At 71.2% G+C, this 19000-nt stretch carries 15 protein-coding genes; 13 read left to right on the forward strand and 2 right to left on the reverse strand.

What is annotated here, in order from left to right; translation table 11 throughout:
- Positions 1–127 precede the first annotated feature (127 nt).
- The 5 genes from zapE to ACZ58X_RS07845 all read left to right on the forward strand — a co-directional run bounded on the left by zapE (position 128) and on the right by ACZ58X_RS07845 (position 5770).
- Positions 128–1183, forward strand: a complete 1056-nt coding sequence (gene zapE, locus ACZ58X_RS07825) for a cell division protein ZapE (protein ID WP_470333091.1) — start codon at positions 128–130, stop codon at positions 1181–1183.
- The gene (locus tag ACZ58X_RS07830) at positions 1180–1635 is read left to right on the forward strand and encodes a hypothetical protein (protein ID WP_470332772.1); all 456 of its coding nucleotides are present in this window, start codon (positions 1180–1182) and stop codon (positions 1633–1635) included. The genes zapE and ACZ58X_RS07830 overlap by 4 nt, the downstream gene beginning before the upstream one ends.
- A 30-nt stretch (positions 1636–1665) precedes the next feature.
- Positions 1666–3756 carry an excinuclease ABC subunit UvrB gene (gene uvrB, locus ACZ58X_RS07835; RefSeq protein WP_470332773.1) on the forward strand — a complete coding sequence of 697 codons (2091 nt, stop codon included), beginning with the start codon at positions 1666–1668 and terminating at the stop codon, positions 3754–3756.
- 247 nt (positions 3757–4003) lie between these two features.
- Complete coding sequence (locus tag ACZ58X_RS07840) at positions 4004–4582, forward strand: TerD family protein (protein ID WP_360236073.1); 579 nt, start codon at positions 4004–4006, stop codon at positions 4580–4582.
- Between the two features lie 207 nt (positions 4583–4789).
- A complete protein-coding gene (locus ACZ58X_RS07845) occupies positions 4790–5770 on the forward strand; it encodes a TerC family protein (protein WP_470332774.1) in 981 nt (326 codons plus the stop codon).
- A 77-nt stretch (positions 5771–5847) separates the two neighbouring features.
- Here ACZ58X_RS07845 and ACZ58X_RS07850 read toward each other — a convergent pair whose 3' ends face one another.
- Both ACZ58X_RS07850 and ACZ58X_RS07855 read right to left on the reverse strand, forming a co-directional pair.
- Positions 5848–6501 carry an MBL fold metallo-hydrolase gene (locus ACZ58X_RS07850; RefSeq protein WP_470332775.1) on the reverse strand — a complete coding sequence of 218 codons (654 nt, stop codon included), beginning with the start codon at positions 6499–6501 and terminating at the stop codon, positions 5848–5850.
- Positions 6502–6558: 57 nt separating this feature from the next.
- Positions 6559–7293, reverse strand: a complete 735-nt coding sequence (locus ACZ58X_RS07855) for a maleylpyruvate isomerase family mycothiol-dependent enzyme (protein ID WP_470332776.1) — start codon at positions 7291–7293, stop codon at positions 6559–6561.
- A 268-nt stretch (positions 7294–7561) separates the two neighbouring features.
- On the opposite strand from ACZ58X_RS07855, the gene uvrA reads away from it, so the two are divergent.
- The 8 genes from uvrA (at position 7562) to ACZ58X_RS07895 (ending at position 19000) form a co-directional block, all read left to right on the forward strand.
- Positions 7562–10570 (forward strand): excinuclease ABC subunit UvrA, encoded by a 3009-nt coding sequence (uvrA, locus tag ACZ58X_RS07860; protein WP_470332777.1) that lies wholly within the window; start codon positions 7562–7564, stop codon positions 10568–10570.
- A 102-nt stretch (positions 10571–10672) separates the two neighbouring features.
- Positions 10673–11116, forward strand: a complete 444-nt coding sequence (locus ACZ58X_RS07865; RefSeq protein WP_470332778.1) for a Rieske (2Fe-2S) protein — start codon at positions 10673–10675, stop codon at positions 11114–11116.
- A gap of 42 nt (positions 11117–11158) precedes the next feature.
- Positions 11159–13216 (forward strand): excinuclease ABC subunit UvrC, encoded by a 2058-nt coding sequence (uvrC, locus tag ACZ58X_RS07870; RefSeq protein ID WP_470332779.1) that lies wholly within the window; start codon positions 11159–11161, stop codon positions 13214–13216.
- Positions 13217–13334: 118 nt separating this feature from the next.
- Positions 13335–14219, forward strand: coding sequence for an RNase adapter RapZ (gene rapZ, locus ACZ58X_RS07875; RefSeq protein ID WP_360236094.1), 885 nt, complete (start codon positions 13335–13337; stop codon positions 14217–14219).
- A 64-nt stretch (positions 14220–14283) separates the two neighbouring features.
- Positions 14284–15369, forward strand: coding sequence for a gluconeogenesis factor YvcK family protein (locus tag ACZ58X_RS07880; protein WP_470333092.1), 1086 nt, complete (start codon positions 14284–14286; stop codon positions 15367–15369).
- Positions 15360–16340 carry a DNA-binding protein WhiA gene (whiA, locus tag ACZ58X_RS07885; protein WP_188308910.1) on the forward strand — a complete coding sequence of 327 codons (981 nt, stop codon included), beginning with the start codon at positions 15360–15362 and terminating at the stop codon, positions 16338–16340. Before ACZ58X_RS07880 ends, whiA begins: the two co-directional genes overlap by 10 nt.
- Positions 16341–16640: 300 nt before the next feature.
- Entirely contained in the window at positions 16641–17645 is a 1005-nt protein-coding gene (gene gap / locus ACZ58X_RS07890) for a type I glyceraldehyde-3-phosphate dehydrogenase (protein ID WP_470332780.1), read from the forward strand.
- Positions 17646–17797: 152 nt separating this feature from the next.
- The gene (locus tag ACZ58X_RS07895) at positions 17798–19000 is read left to right on the forward strand and encodes a phosphoglycerate kinase (protein WP_470332781.1); all 1203 of its coding nucleotides are present in this window, start codon (positions 17798–17800) and stop codon (positions 18998–19000) included.

The following is a 19000-nucleotide window of genomic DNA, read 5'->3' on the forward strand; positions in this document are numbered from 1 at the left end:
GGCCGGGAGCGGTCGGCGCGCGGGCCGGTCGGAACCGGCCCGGGAGCGGGTTCGGTGGGCGCGGGCACCAGGCGTACCCTCTACTAACGTGCCCGCAGCCTCCCGCCCCGCCCCCGCGACCGAGTCGATAGCCGCCGAGAGCCCGGCCGGCGCCCCGATCGCACTCACCGAACGCCGCCCCGTCGTGCCCGCCGAGCGGCTGGTCGCCGAGATGGTCCCGCCGCCCCGGTTCGCCGAGGTGAGCTTCGGGACGTACCTCCCGGACCCGAACCAGCCCAGCCAGTACGAGGCCGTCCAGGTCCTGGAGCAGTTCGCGGCCACCCTCGGAGGGGGAAACGGTTCCGCGCCCAAGCGCAGCTGGTTCCGCCGCTCCGCCCCCGCGCCCACCGGCCCGGCCGGGGTCTACCTCGACGGCGGCTACGGCGTCGGCAAGACCCACCTGCTCGCCTCGCTCTGGCACGCCGCCCCCGGCCCCAAGGCCTTCGGCACCTTCGTCGAGCTGACCAACCTGGTCGGCGCGCTCGGCTTCCAGCAGGCCGTCCGGACCCTCTCCGGGCACACCCTGCTCTGCATCGACGAGTTCGAACTGGACGACCCGGGCGACACCGTGCTGGTCTCCACCCTGCTCGGCCGACTGGTCGAGAACGGCGTCAAGCTGTGCGCCACCTCGAACACCCTGCCGGAGAAGCTCGGCGAGGGCCGCTTCGCCGCCGCCGACTTCCTGCGCGAGATCCAGGGCCTGTCCGCCCACTTCCGCCCGATGCGGATCGACGGCCAGGACTACCGCCACCGCGGCCTGCCCGACGCCCCGCCGCCGTACCCCGACGAGACCGTCGAGGCCGTCGCCGCCCGCACCCCCGGCGCCTCGCTGGACGACTTCGACGCCCTGCTCGCCCACCTCTCCGCCGTCCACCCCAGCCGCTACGGCGCGCTGCTGGACGACGTCGCCGCGGTCTGCCTGCGCGGCGTGCACCAGGTCGACGACCAGTCCACGGCGCTGCGCCTGGTCGTCCTCGCCGACCGGATGTACGACCGCGAGCTGCCCATCACCGCCTCCGGCCTGCCCTTCGACCAGGTCTTCCCGGAGGACATGCTGCGCGGCGGCTACCGCAAGAAGTACCTGCGGGCGATCTCCCGCCTGGTCGCCCTGGCCCGCGACAGCGCGAAGCCGCAGCAGCGGTGAACCCCTTCCGGGGCGGGGGCCGCGAGCTCGACCTCACCAACGGCGCCACCGAGGTGCTGGTCGAGGTCCTGATGCTCGCGGTCACCGCGCTGGCCCGGGAGGACTGGCAGTACGCCTTCGCCGCCGAGCTCGCCCACCAGGACCAGAACCTGCTGGGCCGCGGCATGGTCGGCCTCGACCTGGACGAGCTCGACTGGGGCCCCGACCCGGAGGGCGGCCGTGCCTTCGCCCTCGCCGTCGTCGACCTGGCGCTCACCCGCCATCGCTGGGACGAGCTGGGCTACGACCCCCCGTACGCCGAGGGCTACCTGCGCGCCTTCCGCCGGATGCTCGAACACACCCGCCCCCGCCCGGCGCCTCCCACCGAGTTCATGGCCGCCACCTGCCGCCGCCACCGCATCCTGACCCCCCTGCCCTGGTACCCGGCCTGCGTCTTCTGCGGACGGGACTGATTTGTCACTGGTGGGTCGTACGGTGGAGGCGTGCGTCCCATCACGAGTATTGAGCGGTCCGTGGCGCCCTTCGAGGTCGTCAGTCCCTACCAACCGAGCGGTGACCAGCCGGCGGCGATCGCCGACCTGGAACGGCGGATCAGGGCGGGGGAGAAGGACGTCGTGCTGCTCGGTGCCACCGGTACCGGCAAGTCGGCCACCACGGCCTGGATGATCGAGAAGCTGCAGCGCCCCACCCTGGTGATGGCGCCGAACAAGACGCTGGCCGCGCAGCTGGCGAACGAGTTCCGCGAGCTGCTGCCGAACAACGCGGTCGAGTACTTCGTCTCGTACTACGACTACTACCAGCCGGAGGCGTACGTCCCGCAGACGGACACCTACATCGAGAAGGACTCCTCGATCAACGAGGAGGTCGAGCGGCTGCGGCACTCGGCGACCAACTCGCTGCTCACCCGCCGTGACGTGATCGTGGTCGCGTCCGTCTCCTGCATCTACGGCCTCGGCACCCCGCAGGAGTACGTGGACCGGATGGTCCCGCTCAAGGTCGGCCAGGAGATCGACCGCGACGTGCTGCTGCGCCGCTTCGTCGACATCCAGTACGCCCGCAACGACGTGGCCTTCACCCGCGGCACCTTCCGGGTCCGCGGCGACACCATCGAGATCTTCCCGGTCTACGAGGAACTCGCCGTCCGGATCGAGATGTTCGGCGACGAGATCGAGTCGCTGTACACCCTGCACCCGCTCACCGGCGAGATCATCAGCCAGGACGAGCAGATCTACGTCTTCCCCGCCTCGCACTACGTGGCCGGCCCCGAGCGGATGGAGCGGGCGATCACCGGCATCGAGCAGGAGCTGGAGCAGACGCTCGCCCAGCAGGAGAAGCAGGGCAAGCTGCTGGAGGCCCAGCGGCTGCGCATGCGCACCACCTACGACATCGAGATGCTGCGCCAGATCGGCACCTGCTCGGGCGTCGAGAACTACTCGATGCACTTCGACGGCCGCGAGCCCGGTTCCCCGCCGAACACCCTGCTGGACTACTTCCCGGAGGACTTCCTCCTGGTCATCGACGAGTCGCACGTCACCGTCCCGCAGATCGGCGCGATGTACGAGGGCGACGCCTCGCGCAAGCGCACGCTGGTCGAGCACGGGTTCCGGCTGCCGTCCGCGATGGACAACCGCCCGCTCAAGTGGGAGGAGTTCCTGGGCCGGATCGGGCAGACGGTGTACCTGTCGGCGACGCCCGGCGCCTACGAGCTGTCGCGCGGTGACGGCCAGGTCGAGCAGATCATCCGCCCGACCGGTCTGATCGACCCCGAGGTGATCGTCAAGCCGACCGAGGGCCAGATCGACGACCTGGTGCACGAGGTCCGCAAGCGGGTCGAGAAGGACGAGCGGGTCCTGGTCACCACGCTGACCAAGAAGATGGCCGAGGACCTCACCGACTACATGCTGGGCCTGGACATCAGGGTCCGGTACCTGCACAGCGACGTGGACACCCTGCGCCGGGTGGAGCTGCTGCGCGAGCTGCGGGCGGGCCGGTACGACGTGCTGGTCGGCATCAACCTGCTGCGCGAGGGCCTGGACCTGCCCGAGGTGTCGCTGGTGGCGATCCTGGACGCGGACAAGGAGGGCTTCCTGCGCTCCGGCACCTCGCTCATCCAGACGATCGGCCGCGCGGCCCGCAACGTCTCCGGGCAGGTGCACATGTACGCGGACCGGATCACTCCGTCGATGGAGAAGGCGATCGACGAGACCAACCGGCGCCGGGCCGTGCAGCAGGCCTACAACAAGGAGCACGGGATCGACCCGCAGCCGCTGCGGAAGAAGATCGGCGACATCCTGGACACCCTCGCCCGGGAGGACGTGGACACCGACGAGCTGCTCTCCAGCGGCTACCGGGGCCAGGGCAAGGGCAAGGCCCCGGTGCCGGCGCTGGGCGCGGGGCGCAAGCCGGCCAAGTCGCTGCCGGCCGCCGAGCTGGCGGAGCTGATCCAGGAGATGACGGACCGGATGCACACGGCCGCCGCGGACCTCCAGTTCGAGGTCGCGGCGCGGCTGCGCGACGAGGTCAAGGAGTTGAAGAAGGAGCTGCGGCAGATGCGCGAGGCGGGTGTGGCCTGAGGTCCGCCGTGCGGGGCTTGGCCGGTTCGGCACCGGTCAAGCCCGGCGGTGTCTCATCCTTGCCACAAACCGGGTAACCCGGAGGAGTCGCGGGTGCCGCAGGCCCTAGGCTGGCCTGCGGCATCGCGCCCTCGGGACGGGGTCGCGGGCCGGAAGCAGAGGGGGCCTCAGCCGGGGGACGGCGACGGGGTGTTCCACCGGGGAGCCGTGCGGGAGCGACCGCACGGCCGGCAGAGAGGACAACGTCGTGTCGGTGAACCTTGCCAAGGGGCAGCGGGTCAGCCTCCAGAAGGGGGCGGGCGCCGCCCTGACCGTGGTGCGGATGGGGCTGGGCTGGCAGGCCGCGCCCAAGCGGGGCCTGTTCGGCAGCCGGACCAGGAAGATCGACCTGGACGCCTCGGCCCTGCTGTACGCCGAGCGGACCCCGTCCGACGTGGTGTTCTTCCAGCACCTGGAGTCCACCGACGGCTCGGTGCGGCACACCGGGGACAACCTGGAGGGCGGTTCCGGGGACGAGGACGACGAGGCGATCCTGGTCGACCTGCTGCACGTGCCGCCGCACATCACCCAGGTGGTGTTCACGGTCAGCTCGTACACCGGGCAGACCTTCGCCGAGGTGAGCCAGGCGCACTGCCGGCTGGTGGACGAGGCGACCGGGGTGGAGCTGGCCCGGTACGAGCTGGCGGGCGGTGGGCCGCACACCGGGCAGATCATGGCGAAGGTGGTCCGGGACGGCAACGGCGGCTGGGAGATGCAGGCGATCGGCGCCCCGGCGAAGGGGCGGACCTTCCAGGACCTGCTGCCGGCGATCGAGCCGTTCCTCTGACGGTTCTTTACCTTCTTTACCTTTCTTTGCCCGTTCTGTTACTCTCGATGGCAGCGGAGGGGAGTATTCCCCAGCAGTCGACCCCGTCATCACGGGCGCCCGTCGCGGCGCCCCGGGGCACTGGTCCGGCACGGGTGCGGCCCGACGGGCGGAAGAGACCTCCGGCAGTGACGATGACTGTCTCGCCTACCTGCCGGAGGAGCAGTAGTGGACGTTTCCATCACCATGTGGGTCACCACGATCGGTGTGCTGATCGCACTGATCGTGGCGGACTTCTTCATCGGGGGGCGCAAGCCGCACGAGGTCTCGATCAAGGAGGCCGGGATCTGGACGGCCGTCTGGGTCGTGCTGGCGCTGCTCTTCGGCGGTTTCCTCTGGTGGCACTCCGGCGCGCAGCCGGCCGGTGAGTTCTTCGCCGGGTACATCACCGAGAAGTCGCTCAGTGTCGACAACCTCTTCGTGTTCATCCTGATCATGGGCAAGTTCGCGGTGCCCAGGATCTACCAGCAGCGCGTGCTGATGTTCGGTGTGATCATCGCGCTGGTGCTGCGGGCGGTGTTCATCGCCGGCGGTGCGGCGCTGGTGACGCAGTTCTCCTGGGTGTTCTTCATCTTCGGCGCCTTCCTGATCTGGACGGCCTGGAAGCTGATCAAGGAGGCCAGGGCCGACGAGGAAGAGGAGGAGTTCGAGGAGAACCGGCTGCTCAAGTCGATCACCCGGCGCTTCCCGGCCACCGACGACTACCGCGGCACCAAGCTGTTCGTCCGGGAGAACGGCCGTCGGCTGATCACCCCGATGCTGATCGTGATGCTGGCGATCGGTACGACGGACGTGCTGTTCGCCCTGGACTCGATCCCGGCCATCTTCGGCCTCACCCAGGACCCGTACGTGGTCTTCACCGCCAACGCCTTCGCCCTGATGGGGCTGCGCCAGCTGTACTTCCTGATCGGCGGGCTGCTCAAGAAGCTGGTCCACCTGAGCTACGGCCTGTCGGTGATCCTCGGCTTCATCGGCGTGAAGTTGGTCCTGCACGCCGCCCACGAGGCCGGTGCGAACGTCCCGGAGATCGGCATCCCGTTCTCGCTGGGCTTCATCGTGGTGGTGCTGGCCGTGACGACCGTGACCAGCCTGATGGCCTCGAAGAAGGCCGAGCAGGCCGAGCGGGAGCCCGAGAAGCTGGACGCCTGACCCCGCCCGGGCGGCAACGCGAAGGGGCCCCGCGACGCGCATCGCGTCGCGGGGCCCCTTCGCGTCCGGGGGGCGGGCTACCAGCCGCGCTCGCGCCACTCGGCGAGGTGCGGGCGCTCCGCGCCGAGGGTGGTGTCGTTGCCGTGGCCGGGATAGACCCAGGCCTCGTCCGGGAGGACGTCGAAGATCTTCTCGTTGACGTCCCGGAAGAGGGTCTTGAAGGCCTCCGGGTCGCCCCAGGTGTTGCCGACGCCGCCCGGGAAGAGGCAGTCGCCGGTGAACACGTGCGGGTGGCCCTGGGGGTCGTCGTAGACCAGCACGATCGCGCCCGGGGTGTGCCCGACCAGGTGCCGGACGGTGAGCCCGACCTCGCCGACCCGCAGGGTGTCGCCGTCCGCGAGCCGCAGCTCGGTCGGCACGTCGATGCCCTCGGCGTCGTGCTCCCCGGCGGCGGTCCGGGCCCCGGTGGTGGCGACCACCTCGGCCAGCGCGCCCCAGTGGTCGTGGTGCCGGTGGGTGGTGACCACGGTCGCCAGGTCGTCCCCGACCGTCTCCAGCAGCCCCGGCGCGTCGGCGGCCGCGTCGATCAGCAGCTGCTCGTCGGTGGCCCGGCAGCGCAGCAGGTACGCGTTGTTGTCGTACGGGCCCACGGCCACCTTGGTGATGATCAGGTGGGCCAGTTCGCGCACGTCCGGCGGTCCGCCGACCTTGACCGCTCCGTGGTACGTCATCCGTCCGCTCCTCGTCAGGGTCCGACTGAAACAGGGTTCGGGATCATCCTCGCGCCCTCAGCCCAGCGGGGGAAGCTGGGGGAGGGCGGTGTCGGGGGTACGGGTCAGGTCGGTGCCGGCGGAGCGGCCGGAGAGCCAGGCGAGCAGGGCGCGGACGGGGCCGCGGACGGTGAGGGCGGCCCCGCCGGTGCCGATCAGGCCCTTGTCCCCGGTGTCCTCGGCGACCAGCTCGACGGCGGGCAGGTCGGCGCCGGCCAGCTTGGCGGCGAGCTTGCGGAACTCGGTGACGGCGAAGAGCTCCGGCCAGCGGGCGGGGGTGTAGCCGCCGTCGAGGTCGACCAGGTGGTACTCCAGCTCGCCGAGGCGCTTCCAGACGAGGTCGCAGGCCGGGAAGACCGTGCCCGAGCGGTGGCGCACCTCGGCGGCCCAGTCCTCGGGGGTCATCGGCGCGACGGCCGCGAGGAAGCGCTCGTGGGACTCGCGCAGGTCGGCGAGCTGGGCCGCCAGCGGGCGGCCGGCGCCCTCCTGGATGCCGTCCTCGCGGGCCTGCTCGCTGGCGTACTGCGGGATGTCGGTGCCGGTGCGGGCGCCGGTGAGCAGGTTGACCAGGGAGTCGGCGTTGCGGGAGACGTGGGCGAGCACGTGGCCCCGGGTCCAGCCGGGGAGCGCGGAGGGCTCGGCGAGGGCCTCGGGCGCCAGCCCGGCGACGGTCTCCAGCAGTGCCCGGGTGGCGTCCTCCACCAGGGCCAGGTGCTCGGCGGCGATCGCGGCCGCGGACTGCGGGTCGGTCATCGGATCTGCCTTCTGTACGGGGCGGTGCGTTGCCCGGAGGGGGCCTCGCTCGTTGACCAGCCGACGTTACCGCCCGGTCCCCGGTCCTGAGCAGGGGTTTTTCGGTCCGGGTACGGACGGTCCGGCGGGCGCTCTCACTCGTTCGGGTGGACTCCGCTGGACGAAGTCGAGATTCGAACGTCTGAGCTATAGGCTGGCTGCCGCATCCTGGAAGAAGAACACCCCACACACCGCAAGCCCTCTCGTCCGGAGAAAGGCGCCAGAAGCAGTGGCCGACCGCCTCATCGTCCGCGGTGCTCGCGAGCACAACCTCAAGAACGTCTCGCTCGACCTGCCCCGCGACTCCCTCATCGTCTTCACGGGCCTCTCCGGCTCCGGCAAGTCCTCGCTCGCCTTCGACACGATCTTCGCCGAGGGCCAGCGCCGCTACGTCGAGTCGCTGTCCTCGTACGCCCGGCAGTTCCTCGGGCAGATGGACAAGCCCGACGTCGACTTCATCGAAGGCCTCTCCCCGGCCGTCTCGATCGACCAGAAGTCCACCAACCGCAACCCCCGTTCGACCGTCGGCACCATCACCGAGGTCTACGACTACCTGCGCCTGCTGTTCGCCCGGATCGGCAAGCCGCACTGCCCGCACTGCGGCCGCCCGATCGCCAAGCAGTCGCCGCAGGCGATCGTCGACAAGGTGCTGGAGCTCGCCGAGGGCACCCGGTTCCAGGTGCTCAGCCCGGTGGTGCGCGAGCGCAAGGGCGAGTTCGTCGACCTCTTCGCCGACCTCCAGTCCAAGGGCTACTCGCGCGCCCGGGTCGACGGCGAGACGGTCCAGCTCGCCGAGCCGCCGAAGCTCAAGAAGCAGGAGAAGCACACCGTCGAGGTGGTCGTCGACCGCCTGACCGTCAAGGAGAGCGCCAAGCGGCGGCTCACCGACTCGGTGGAGACGGCCCTGCGGCTGTCCGGCGGCATGGTCGTGCTCGACTTCGTCGACCTCCCCGAGGGCGACCCGGAGCGCGAGCGGATGTACTCCGAGCACCTCTACTGCCCGTACGACGACGTGTCGTTCGAGGAGCTGGAGCCGCGCTCGTTCTCCTTCAACTCGCCGTTCGGCGCCTGCCCGGACTGCTCGGGCCTGGGCAACCGGATGGAGGTCGACCCGGAGCTGGTCGTGCCGGACGTCGAGCGCTCGCTCGACGAGGGCGCGATCCACCCGTGGTCGGCCGGGCACGCCAAGGAGTACTTCCAGCGCCTGATCGACGCGCTCGGCGAGGAGCTCGGCTTCCGCACCGACATCCCCTGGGCCGGGCTGCCCGCCCGCGCCAAGAAGGCGCTGATGTACGGGCACAAGCACCAGGTGCAGGTCCGCTACCGCAACCGCTTCGGCCGTGAGCGCTCGTACAGCACCGGCTTCGAGGGCGCCGTCCCGTTCATCCAGCGCCGGCACACCGAGGCGGAGAGCGACAGCAGCCGGGAGCGCTTCGAGGGCTACATGCGCGAGGTGCCGTGCCCGACCTGCCAGGGCACCCGGCTCAAGCCGGTGGTGCTCGCGGTCACCGTCGAGGACAGGTCGATCGCCGACGTCTCCTCGATGTCGATCAGCGACTGCGCCGAGTTCCTGGGCGCGATGAAGCTCAACGACCGGGACAAGCAGATCGCCGAGCGGGTCCTCAAGGAGGTCAACGAGCGGCTGCGCTTCCTGGTCGACGTCGGCCTGGACTACCTCTCGCTGGACCGCGCGGCCGGCACCCTGTCCGGCGGCGAGGCCCAGCGCATCCGGCTGGCCACCCAGATCGGCTCCGGCCTGGTCGGCGTGCTGTACGTGCTGGACGAGCCGTCCATCGGCCTGCACCAGCGGGACAACCACCGGCTGATCGAGACGCTGGTGCGGCTGCGCGACATCGGCAACACCCTGATCGTGGTCGAGCACGACGAGGACACCATCAAGACCGCGGACTGGGTGGTGGACATCGGCCCGGGCGCCGGTGAGCACGGCGGCAAGGTCGTGCACTCCGGCGCGTTGAAGGGGCTGTTGGCCAACAAGGAGTCGCTGACCGGGCAGTACCTCTCCGGCAAGCGCTCCATCCCGATCCCGGCCGCCCGCCGCGACCGGGACAAGAAGCGCCAGCTGACCGTCCACGGCGCCCGCGAGCACAACCTCAAGGACGTCACGGTCGGCTTCCCGCTCGGCACCTTCACGGCGATCACCGGCGTCTCCGGCTCCGGCAAGTCCACGCTGGTCAACGACATCCTCTACACCCACCTCGCCCGGGAGCTGAACGGCGCCCGCAGCGTGCCCGGCCGGCACACCCGGATCACCGGCACCGACCTGGTGGACAAGGTGGTGCACGTCGACCAGTCGCCGATCGGCCGCACCCCGCGCTCCAACCCGGCCACCTACACCGGGGTGTTCGACCACGTCCGCCGGCTCTTCGCGGAGACCCAGGAGGCCAAGGTCCGGGGCTACCTGCCCGGCCGGTTCTCCTTCAACGTCAAGGGCGGCCGCTGCGAGAACTGCACCGGCGACGGCACGATCAAGATCGAGATGAACTTCCTGCCGGACGTCTACGTCCCGTGCGAGGTGTGCCACGGCGCCCGGTACAACCGGGAGACGCTGGAGGTCCACTACAAGGGCAAGTCCATCGCCGAGGTGCTGGACATGCCGATCGAGGAGGGGCTGGCCTTCTTCGAGGCCGTCCCGGCGATCGCCCGCCACCTCCGGACGCTCAACGACGTCGGCCTCGGCTACGTCCGGCTCGGCCAGTCCGCGCCGACGCTCTCCGGCGGCGAGGCGCAGCGCGTCAAGCTCGCCTCCGAGCTGCAGAAGCGCTCCACCGGGCGGACGGTCTATGTGCTGGACGAGCCCACCACCGGCCTGCACTTCGAGGACATCAGCAAGCTGATCAAGGTGCTCAGCGGGCTGGTGGACAAGGGCAACACGGTGATCGTGATCGAGCACAACCTCGACGTGATCAAGACCGCCGACTGGGTCGTCGACATGGGCCCCGAGGGCGGCTCCGGCGGCGGCACGGTGGTCGCCGAGGGCACCCCGGAGCAGATCGCGGCCGTCCCGGAGAGCCACACCGGCAAGTTCCTGCGGGACATCCTGCCGGGCGACTTCGCCGACGCCCCGGTCGCGGCGCCCGCCAGGAAGGCAGCCGCCAAGAAGACGGCCACCGCGACGGCCGCCGCGACGGCTGCGAAGACGACGGCCGCCAAGGCGCCCGCCAGGACCGCGGCCGCCAAGAAGGCCCCGGCCAAGCGGGCCACCGCGGCGAAGAAGTAGGCCCGATCCGCCCCGCCGCTCCCGGACATCCCGGGAGCGGCGGGGCGGGTGCGGCATAGACTTCCGTGGTCCCTCGCAGCAGCACACCGTAGGAGCGCACCGATGTCCGAGGCCCCCGACACCAGCCCCGCCACCTCCCGCCGCACCCTGCTCTGCGGAGCCGCGGCCGTGCTGGCGGCCGGTGGCACCGTGGCGGTCACCGGCTGCGGCTCCTCCGCCGGCTCCTCGGACGCCGGCAGCACCGCCAAGGGCCCGGTGGACCTCGGCCCGGCCTCGGCCGTCCCGGAGGGCGGCGGCAAGGTCTTCCGCGAGCAGAAGATCGTCGTCACCCAGCCGACCGCCGGCCAGTACAAGGCGTTCAGCGCCAAGTGCACCCACGCCGGCTGCATCGTGGACCAGGTCAAGAACCAGCAGATCCAGTGCCCCTGCCACGGCAGCCGGTTCGCCATCGCCGACGGCGCCGTGCAGGACGGCCCGGCCCCCAGCCCGCTGCCCTTCTACGCCGTCACGGTCGAGGGCGGGAACCTCAAGGTGACTCCGAGCTGAAGCAGTTGATCGACTTCCAGCCGAACTCGGTACGGTGGACCCATGGCTGACCCGAGCACCTACCGCCCGGCGCCGGGCGCGATCCCGACCTCCCCGGGCGTCTACAAGTTCCGTGACGCCCACGATCGGGTCATCTACGTCGGCAAGGCCAAGAGCCTGCGGCCGCGGCTCTCGTCCTACTTCCAGGACCTCGCCGGTCTGCACCCGCGCACCGCGACCATGGTCACCACCGCCGCCTCGGTGGAGTGGACCGTGGTCGCCACCGAGGTCGAGGCGCTCCAGCTGGAGTACTCCTGGATCAAGGAGTTCGACCCCCGGTTCAACGTCAAGTACCGCGACGACAAGAGCTATCCGGAACTCGCCGTCACCCTCGACGAGGAGTACCCGCGGGTCCAGGTGATGCGCGGGGCGCACAAGAAGGGCGTGCGCTACTTCGGCCCCTACGGGCACGCCTGGGCCATCCGCGAGACCGTCGACCTGCTGCTGCGCGTCTTCCCCGTCCGCACCTGCTCCAACGGCGTGTTCAAGCGCGCCCGGCAGGTCGGCCGGCCCTGCCTGCTCGGCTACATCGGCAAGTGCGCCGCACCCTGCGTCGGCAAGGTCTCCGCGGACGAACACCGGGCGCTGGCCGAGGACTTCTGCGACTTCATGGCCGGGCGCACCGGCAACTACCTGCGCCGGCTGGAAGAGCAGATGCAGGAGGCCGCGGCCGACCTTGAGTACGAGAAGGCGGCCCGGCTGCGGGACGACATCGGCGCCCTCAAGCGTGCGATGGAGAAGAACGCCATCGTGCTCGCCGACGCCACCGACGCCGACCTGCTGGCCGTGGCCGAGGACGAACTGGAGGCCGCCGTCCAGATCTTCCACGTCCGCGGCGGCCGGGTGCGCGGCCAGCGCGGCTGGGTCACCGACAAGGTCGAGGACGTGGACACCGCCGGCCTGGTCGAGCACGCCCTCCAGCAGCTCTACGGCGGCGCCGGACCGGACGAACGCAACGAGTCCGTCCCGCGCGAGGTGCTCGTCCCGGCGCTGCCCGAACCGGCCGCCCCCGTCCGGGAATGGCTCAGCGGGCTGCGCGGCAGCCAGGTCGACCTGCGGATCCCGCAGCGCGGCGACAAGAAGGACCTGATGGCCACCGTGCAGCGCAACGCCCAACAGGCGCTGGCCCTGCACAAGACCAAGCGCGCCTCCGACCTCACCACCCGCAGCCGCGCCCTCCAGGAGATCGCCGACGCGCTGGAGCTGGACTCCGTCCCGCTGCGGATCGAGTGCTACGACATCTCCCACCTCCAGGGCGAGGACGTGGTCGCCTCCATGGTCGTCTTCGAGGACGGCCTGGCCCGCAAGAGCGAGTACCGGCGTTTCCAGATCAAGGGCTTCGAGGGCCAGGACGACGTCCGCTCGATGCACGAGGTGATCAGCCGCCGCTTCCGCCGCTACCTCCAGGAGCGCGAGCAGACCGGCGAGTGGGCCGTCCCGGAGGAGCCCGACGAGGACCAGCCGGGCGACGGCGCGCGCACCGAGGACGGCCGCCCCAAGCGCTTCGCCTACCCGCCGCAGCTGCTGGTGGTCGACGGCGGCCAGCCGCAGGTCGCCGCCGCCCAGCGGGCCCTGGAGGAGCTCGGCATCGACGACGTCGCGCTGTGCGGCCTCGCCAAGCGCCTGGAGGAGGTGTGGCTGCCCGGAGAGGACGACCCGGTCGTGCTGCCCCGCTCCAGCGAGGGCCTCTACCTGCTCCAGCGGGTCCGCGACGAGGCCCACCGCTTCGCGATCGGCTACCAGCGCGCCAAGCGTTCCAAGCGACTCACCGCCGGGGAACTGGACTCCGTCCCGGGCCTCGGCGAGACTCGCCGCCGGGCGCTGCTCAAGCACTTCGGCTCGCTGAAGAAGCTCCGGGCCGCCACCGTCGACGAGCTCTGCGCGGTACCCGGCATCGGGCGCCGCACCGCGGAAACTGTTGCGGCGGCGTTGTCGTCCCGTACACCCGCCGCACCCGCGGTCAACACCGCGACCGGCGAGATCATCGAGGACGGGGCTGACGAGGCCGCTGAGCCGGTGGCCGCAGCACCCCGGACCGCACCATCCCAGGAGACGCCATGACGGCCGACGCCGCCCGTCTGTCGGCGCGCCCCGACCCCGCCCGACTGTCCGGGACGGGGAAGGGCGGCCGTGCCGTGCGCGTTCTCCCCAGCAGAAAGACCGAGAGCGGGGAACCGAAGTGACCGTGTCAGACGTGGCCGAGAACGCGCCGGAGCTGGTGATCATCTCCGGCATGTCCGGAGCCGGCCGCTCCACCGCCGCGAAGTGCCTGGAGGACCTGGGCTGGTTCGTGGTGGACAACCTGCCGCCGGCCCTGATCCCGACCATGGTCGACCTGGGCGCCCGTTCCCAGGGCAACGTCGCCCGGATCGGCGTGGTCGTGGACGTCCGCGGCCGCCAGTTCTTCGACGACCTGCTCACCTCGCTGGACGAGCTGGAGAAGCGCGGCGTCCGGCTCCGGGTGGTCTTCCTGGACTCCTCCGACGAGGCGCTGGTCCGCCGCTTCGAGAGCGTGCGCCGCCCGCACCCGCTGCAGGCCGACGGCCGGATCGTGGACGGCATCGCCCAGGAGCGCGACCTGCTGCGCGACCTGCGCGGCGAGGCCGACCTGGTGATCGACACCTCCAACCTCAACGTGCACCAGCTGCGCGCCAAGCTGGACGCCCAGTTCGCCGACCACGACGAGCCCGAGCTGCGCGCCACCGTGATGTCCTTCGGCTTCAAGTACGGCCTGCCGGTCGACGCCGACCTGGTGGTGGACTGCCGCTTCCTGCCGAACCCGCACTGGGTGCCCGAGCTGCGGGCCCGTACCGGCACCGACTCGGACGTCGCCGACTACGTGTTCCAGCAGCCCGGTGCCAACGAGTTCCTGAACGGCTACGCCGAGCTGCTGCGCATCGTCACCGAGGGTTACCGCAGGGAGGGGAAGCGCTACATGACGCTTGCCGTAGGCTGCACCGGTGGCAAGCACCGCAGCGTCGCCATGTCCGAGCGTCTGACCAAGCGTCTCATCGCCGACGGAGTCGAGACGGTGCTCGTCCACCGTGACATGGGTCGGGAGTAACCGCCGCCTTCCCTGCCGGGCCGCCGGCGGAGCCGGTGGCGGGGCCGAGGAACGCGAGGTGATTGTGGCGGGATACGTGCCCGGGCGACAGCTGCAGAGCAGGACCGCGGAGCGGGCGGCCGGCCCGTCGCCGGGTCGGCCGCGGAGCAGTCCCGCCCGGGCCAATCCGGCCCCCCGGATCACCGCGCTCGGCGGCGGCCAGGGCCTGTCCGCCTCGCTGTCCGCGCTGCGCCGGCTCACCAGCGACCTCACCGCGGTGGTCACCGTCGCCGACGACGGCGGCTCCAGCGGGCGGCTGCGCGAGGAGCTGGGGGTGCTGCCGCCCGGCGACCTGCGCAAGGCGCTGGCCGCGCTGTGCGGGGACGACGACTGGGGCCGCACCTGGTCCGAGGTGATCCAGCAGCGCTTCACCGGCAACGGCGAGCTGGGCGGCCACGCCGTCGGCAACCTGCTGATCGTGGCGCTGTGGGAGAAGCTCGGCGACCCGGTCGCGGCGCTGGACTGGGTCGGCCGGCTGCTGAACGTCCAGGGCCGGGTGCTGCCGATGTCGGCGGTGCCGCTGGACATCGAGGCCACCGTGCGCGGCCACGACCCGGCCCGCCCGGCCGAGGTCACGGCCGTCCGCGGCCAGGCCGACGTGGCCGTCACCCCCGGCACCGTGCAGTCGATCCGGCTGCTGCCGGACGAGCCGCCGGCCGTCCCGGAGGCCGTCACGGCGGTCCGGGAGGCGGACTGGGTGGTGCTCGGCCCCGGCTCCTGGTTCACCAGCGTGCTGCCGCACCTGCTGGTGCCCGAGCTGGCCAAGGCGCTGGTGGAGACCCGCGCCCGCCGCCTGCTCACGCTGAACCTGGCCCCGCAGCCGGGGGAGACCGAGGGCTTCACCCCGCAGCGCCACCTGGAGGTCATCGCCGACCACGCTCCCGACCTCGCGGTGGATGCGATCCTGGTGGACGAGCGCGCCGTCACGGGCGGCGCCTTCGGCCAGGCGGACCTGGCCGGACTGGAGAAGGCCGCCGAGCGGATGGGTGCCGCCCTGGTGCTCGGCACGGTGGCCCGCACCGACGGCACCCCGCGACACGACCCGGAGCTGTTGGCAGCCGCGTACGACCGGATTTTCCGGACACATGGAAGGATCGGGCCATGGCGATGACTCCAGCGGTGAAGGACGAGATCAGCCGGCTCCCGGTCACCCGGGCCTGCTGTCGCAAGGCTGAGGTGTCGGCGATCCTGCGGTTCGCGGGCGGGCTGCACATCGTGAGCGGCCGCATCGTGATCGAGGCGGAGCTGGACACCGGCGCGGCGGCGCGGCGGCTGCGCAAGGACCTGCTGGAGATCTTCGGGCACTCCTCCGACCTCGTGGTGATGGCGCCCGGCGGCCTGCGGCGCGGCAGCCGCTTCGTCGTCCGGGTGGTCAAGGACGGCGAGCTGCTCGCGCGCCAGACCGGCCTGGTGGACGGCCGCGGCCGGCCGATCCGGGGCCTGCCCCCGGCGGTCGTCTCCGGGGCCACCTGCGACGCCGAGGCCGCCTGGCGCGGGGCCTTCCTGGCGCACGGCTCGCTCACCGAGCCGGGCCGCTCCTCCTCGCTGGAGATCACCTGCCCCGGCTCGGAGGCGGCGCTGGCCCTGGTCGGCGCGGCCCGCCGGCTCGGCATCCCGGCCAAGGCCCGCGAGGTGCGCGGGGTGGACCGGGTGGTCATCCGGGACGGTGACGCGATCGGCGCGCTGCTGACCCGCCTCGGGGCGCACGAGTCGGTGCTCGCCTGGGAGGAGCGCCGGATGCGGCGCGAGGTCCGGGCCACCGCCAACCGGCTCGCCAACTTCGACGACGCCAACCTGCGCCGCTCGGCCCGCGCCGCGGTGGCGGCCGGTGCCCGGGTGCAGCGCGCGCTGGAGATCCTCGGCGAGGAGGTGCCCGAGCACCTGGCCGCGGCCGGCCAGCTGCGGATGCAGCACAAGCAGGCCTCGCTGGAGGAGCTGGGCGCGCTCGCCGACCCGCCGCTGACCAAGGACGCGGTGGCCGGCCGGATCCGCCGGCTGCTGGCGATGGCCGACAAGCGGGCGGCCGAGCTGGGCCTGCCGAGCACCGAGGCCAACCTGACCGACGAGATGGCGCTCAACTGATCGTTCGCGGTCGATGACCGATCTGCGGCCGGTGTCCGGATTCCGGACCCCGGCCGTCGTCGTGTCCGGGGCCGGCCGGGGGTCGGACCGGGATCCGAAATTGGTCAAGACCACTTGACCAGGACCAACGGCCCGGAGGGGCAAGGACGGAGGGCCCCGGAACGCGCCACGCCACGTCTTGCCAGGTGGCGCGATGTGCCCTCCCAGGGTCGGGAGAGGTAGGGTCGTAGGCGGTCGGGGACTTCCCAAATCTCATCCCCGTCGGCTCAGCGCCGGCGTACCTAACGAGGAGATCGGTTCGTGACGATCCGGGTAGGCATCAACGGCTTCGGCCGCATCGGCCGCAACTTCTTCCGCGCCGTCAAGGCCCAGGGCGCGGACATCGAGATCGTCGGTGTCAACGACCTCACCGACACGAAGACCCTGGCTCACCTGCTCAAGTACGACACCACCCTGGGCACCCTCCAGGCCGAGGTCTCGCACACCGAGGACAGCATCACCGTCGACGGCCACACCTTCAAGGTGACCGCCGAGCGTGACCCGGCCAACCTGCCGTGGGCCGCCCTGGGCGCCGACATCGTCGTCGAGTCCACCGGCATCTTCACCAAGGCCGAGGCCGCGAAGAAGCACCTCGCCGCCGGTGCCAAGAAGGTCATCATCTCGGCGCCCGCCACCGACGAGGACGTCACCATCGTCCTGGGTGTCAACGACGAGAAGTACGACGCCGCCAACCACCACATCATCTCCAACGCCTCCTGCACCACGAACTGCGTGGCGCCGATGGCGAAGGTGCTGAACGAGAGCTTCGGCATCGTCAAGGGTCTGATGACCACCGTCCACGCGTTCACCAACGACCAGGTGACCCTGGACTTCCCGCACAAGGACCTGCGCCGTGCTCGTGCGGCCTCGCAGAACATCATCCCGACCTCGACCGGTGCCGCCAAGGCGACCGCCCTGGTCCTGCCGGAGCTGAAGGGCAAGCTGGACGGCACCTCGCTGCGCGTCCCGGTCCCGACCGGCTCCATCACCGACCTGGTCGTCACCCTGGAGCGCGAGGTCACCAAGGAGGAGGTCAACGCGGCCTTCCAGAAGGCGGCGGAGGGTTCCCTCAAGGGCATCCTGGCCTACACCGAGGACCCGATCGTGTCGTCGGACATCGTCAACGACCCGGCCTCCTGCATCTTCGACTCGCAGCTCACCATGGTCCAGGGCAACCAGGTCAAGGTGCTCGGCTGGTACGACAACGAGTGGGGCTACTCGAACCGCGTCGTGGACCTGGTCACCCTCGTCGGTGGCCAGCTCTGACGCAGTGGGAGCTGACGTGATGTAGGGGCGAGGGCCCGGACGGCGACAACGTGCCGACCGGGCCCTCGTTCTGCGTACAAGGACTTCTCAGGCGGCCCCTGCGCCGTGCCGCCTCTGCGCATCAACCATCTCCCCAGGAGACAGAAGAACCCGTGAAGACCATCGAAGACCTGGACGTCGCCGGCAAGCGCGTCTTCGTACGCGCCGACCTGAACGTCCCGCTGGACGGCAGCACGATCACCGACGACGGCCGGATCCGCGCCGTGGCGCCGACCATCGCCAAGCTCGTCGAGCGCGGTGCCAAGGTCGTCGTCGCCTCCCACCTCGGCCGCCCCAAGGGTGAGCCGGACCCGAAGTTCTCGCTCGCCCCGGTCGCCGAGCGGCTCGGCGAGGTCCTCGGCAAGCCGGTCGCCTTCGCCGCCGACACCGTGGGCGAGTCCGCCGAGGCCGTCGTGGCCGGGCTGGCCGACGGCGAGGTCGCGCTGCTGGAGAACCTGCGCTTCAACGCCGGTGAGACCAGCAAGGACGACGCCGAGCGCAAGGCCTTCGCCGAGCAGCTGGCCGCCCTGGCCGACCTGTACGTCGGCGACGGCTTCGGCGCCGTGCACCGCAAGCACGCCTCGGTCTACGACCTGCCGGCCCTGCTGCCGCACGCCGCCGGCGACCTGATCGCCACCGAGGTCGGCGTGCTCAAGAAGCTCACCGAGGACGTCAAGCGCCCGTACGTGGTGGTGCTCGGCGGCGCCAAGGTGTCCGACAAGCTCGGCGTGATCGACAACCTGCTGGAGAAGGCCGACCGGATCCTGATCGGCGGCGGCATGGCGTACACCTTCCTCAAGGCCCAGGGCCACGAGGTCGGCATCTCGCTGCTGCAGGAGGACCAGATCCCGGTCTGCCTGGAGTACCTGGCCCGGGCCGAGGCGCGCGGCGTCGAGTTCGTGCTGCCGGTGGACGTCCTGGTCTCGCCGGACTTCCCCGACCTCAAGACCAAGGCCCCGGCGAACCCCACGGTCGTCGCCGCGGACGCCATCCCGGCCGACGAGGAGGGCCTGGACATCGGCCCGGAGACCCGCGAGCTGTACGCCTCCAAGCTGGCCGACGCGGGCACGGTGTTCTGGAACGGCCCGATGGGCGTCTTCGAGCACCCGGACTACGCGAACGGCACCAAGGCCGTCGCGCAGGGCCTGCTGAACAGCGAGGCATTCACCGTGGTCGGTGGCGGAGACTCCGCCGCGGCCGTCCGCATCCTGGGCTTCGACGAGACGAAGTTCGGGCACATCTCGACCGGCGGTGGCGCGAGCCTCGAGTACCTGGAGGGCAAGACCCTCCCCGGTCTCGCCGCCCTGGAAGGCTGA

The sequence above is a fragment of the Kitasatospora sp. NPDC040550 genome (assembly GCF_055594965.1).

Excerpts from the sequence above, each read along its gene's own strand:
- ACZ58X_RS07855 (WP_470332776.1), bottom strand. The coding sequence starts at position 7,293 with ATGACCGACCCGCAGTCCGCGGCCGCGATCGCCGCCGAGCACCTGGCC.
- ACZ58X_RS07865 (WP_470332778.1), top strand. The coding sequence starts at position 10,673 with ATGTCCGAGGCCCCCGACACCAGCCCCGCCACCTCCCGCCGCACCCTG.
- ACZ58X_RS07850 (WP_470332775.1), bottom strand. The coding sequence starts at position 6,501 with ATGACGTACCACGGAGCGGTCAAGGTCGGCGGACCGCCGGACGTGCGC.
- uvrC (WP_470332779.1), top strand. The coding sequence starts at position 11,159 with ATGGCTGACCCGAGCACCTACCGCCCGGCGCCGGGCGCGATCCCGACC.
- whiA (WP_188308910.1), top strand. The coding sequence starts at position 15,360 with ATGGCGATGACTCCAGCGGTGAAGGACGAGATCAGCCGGCTCCCGGTC.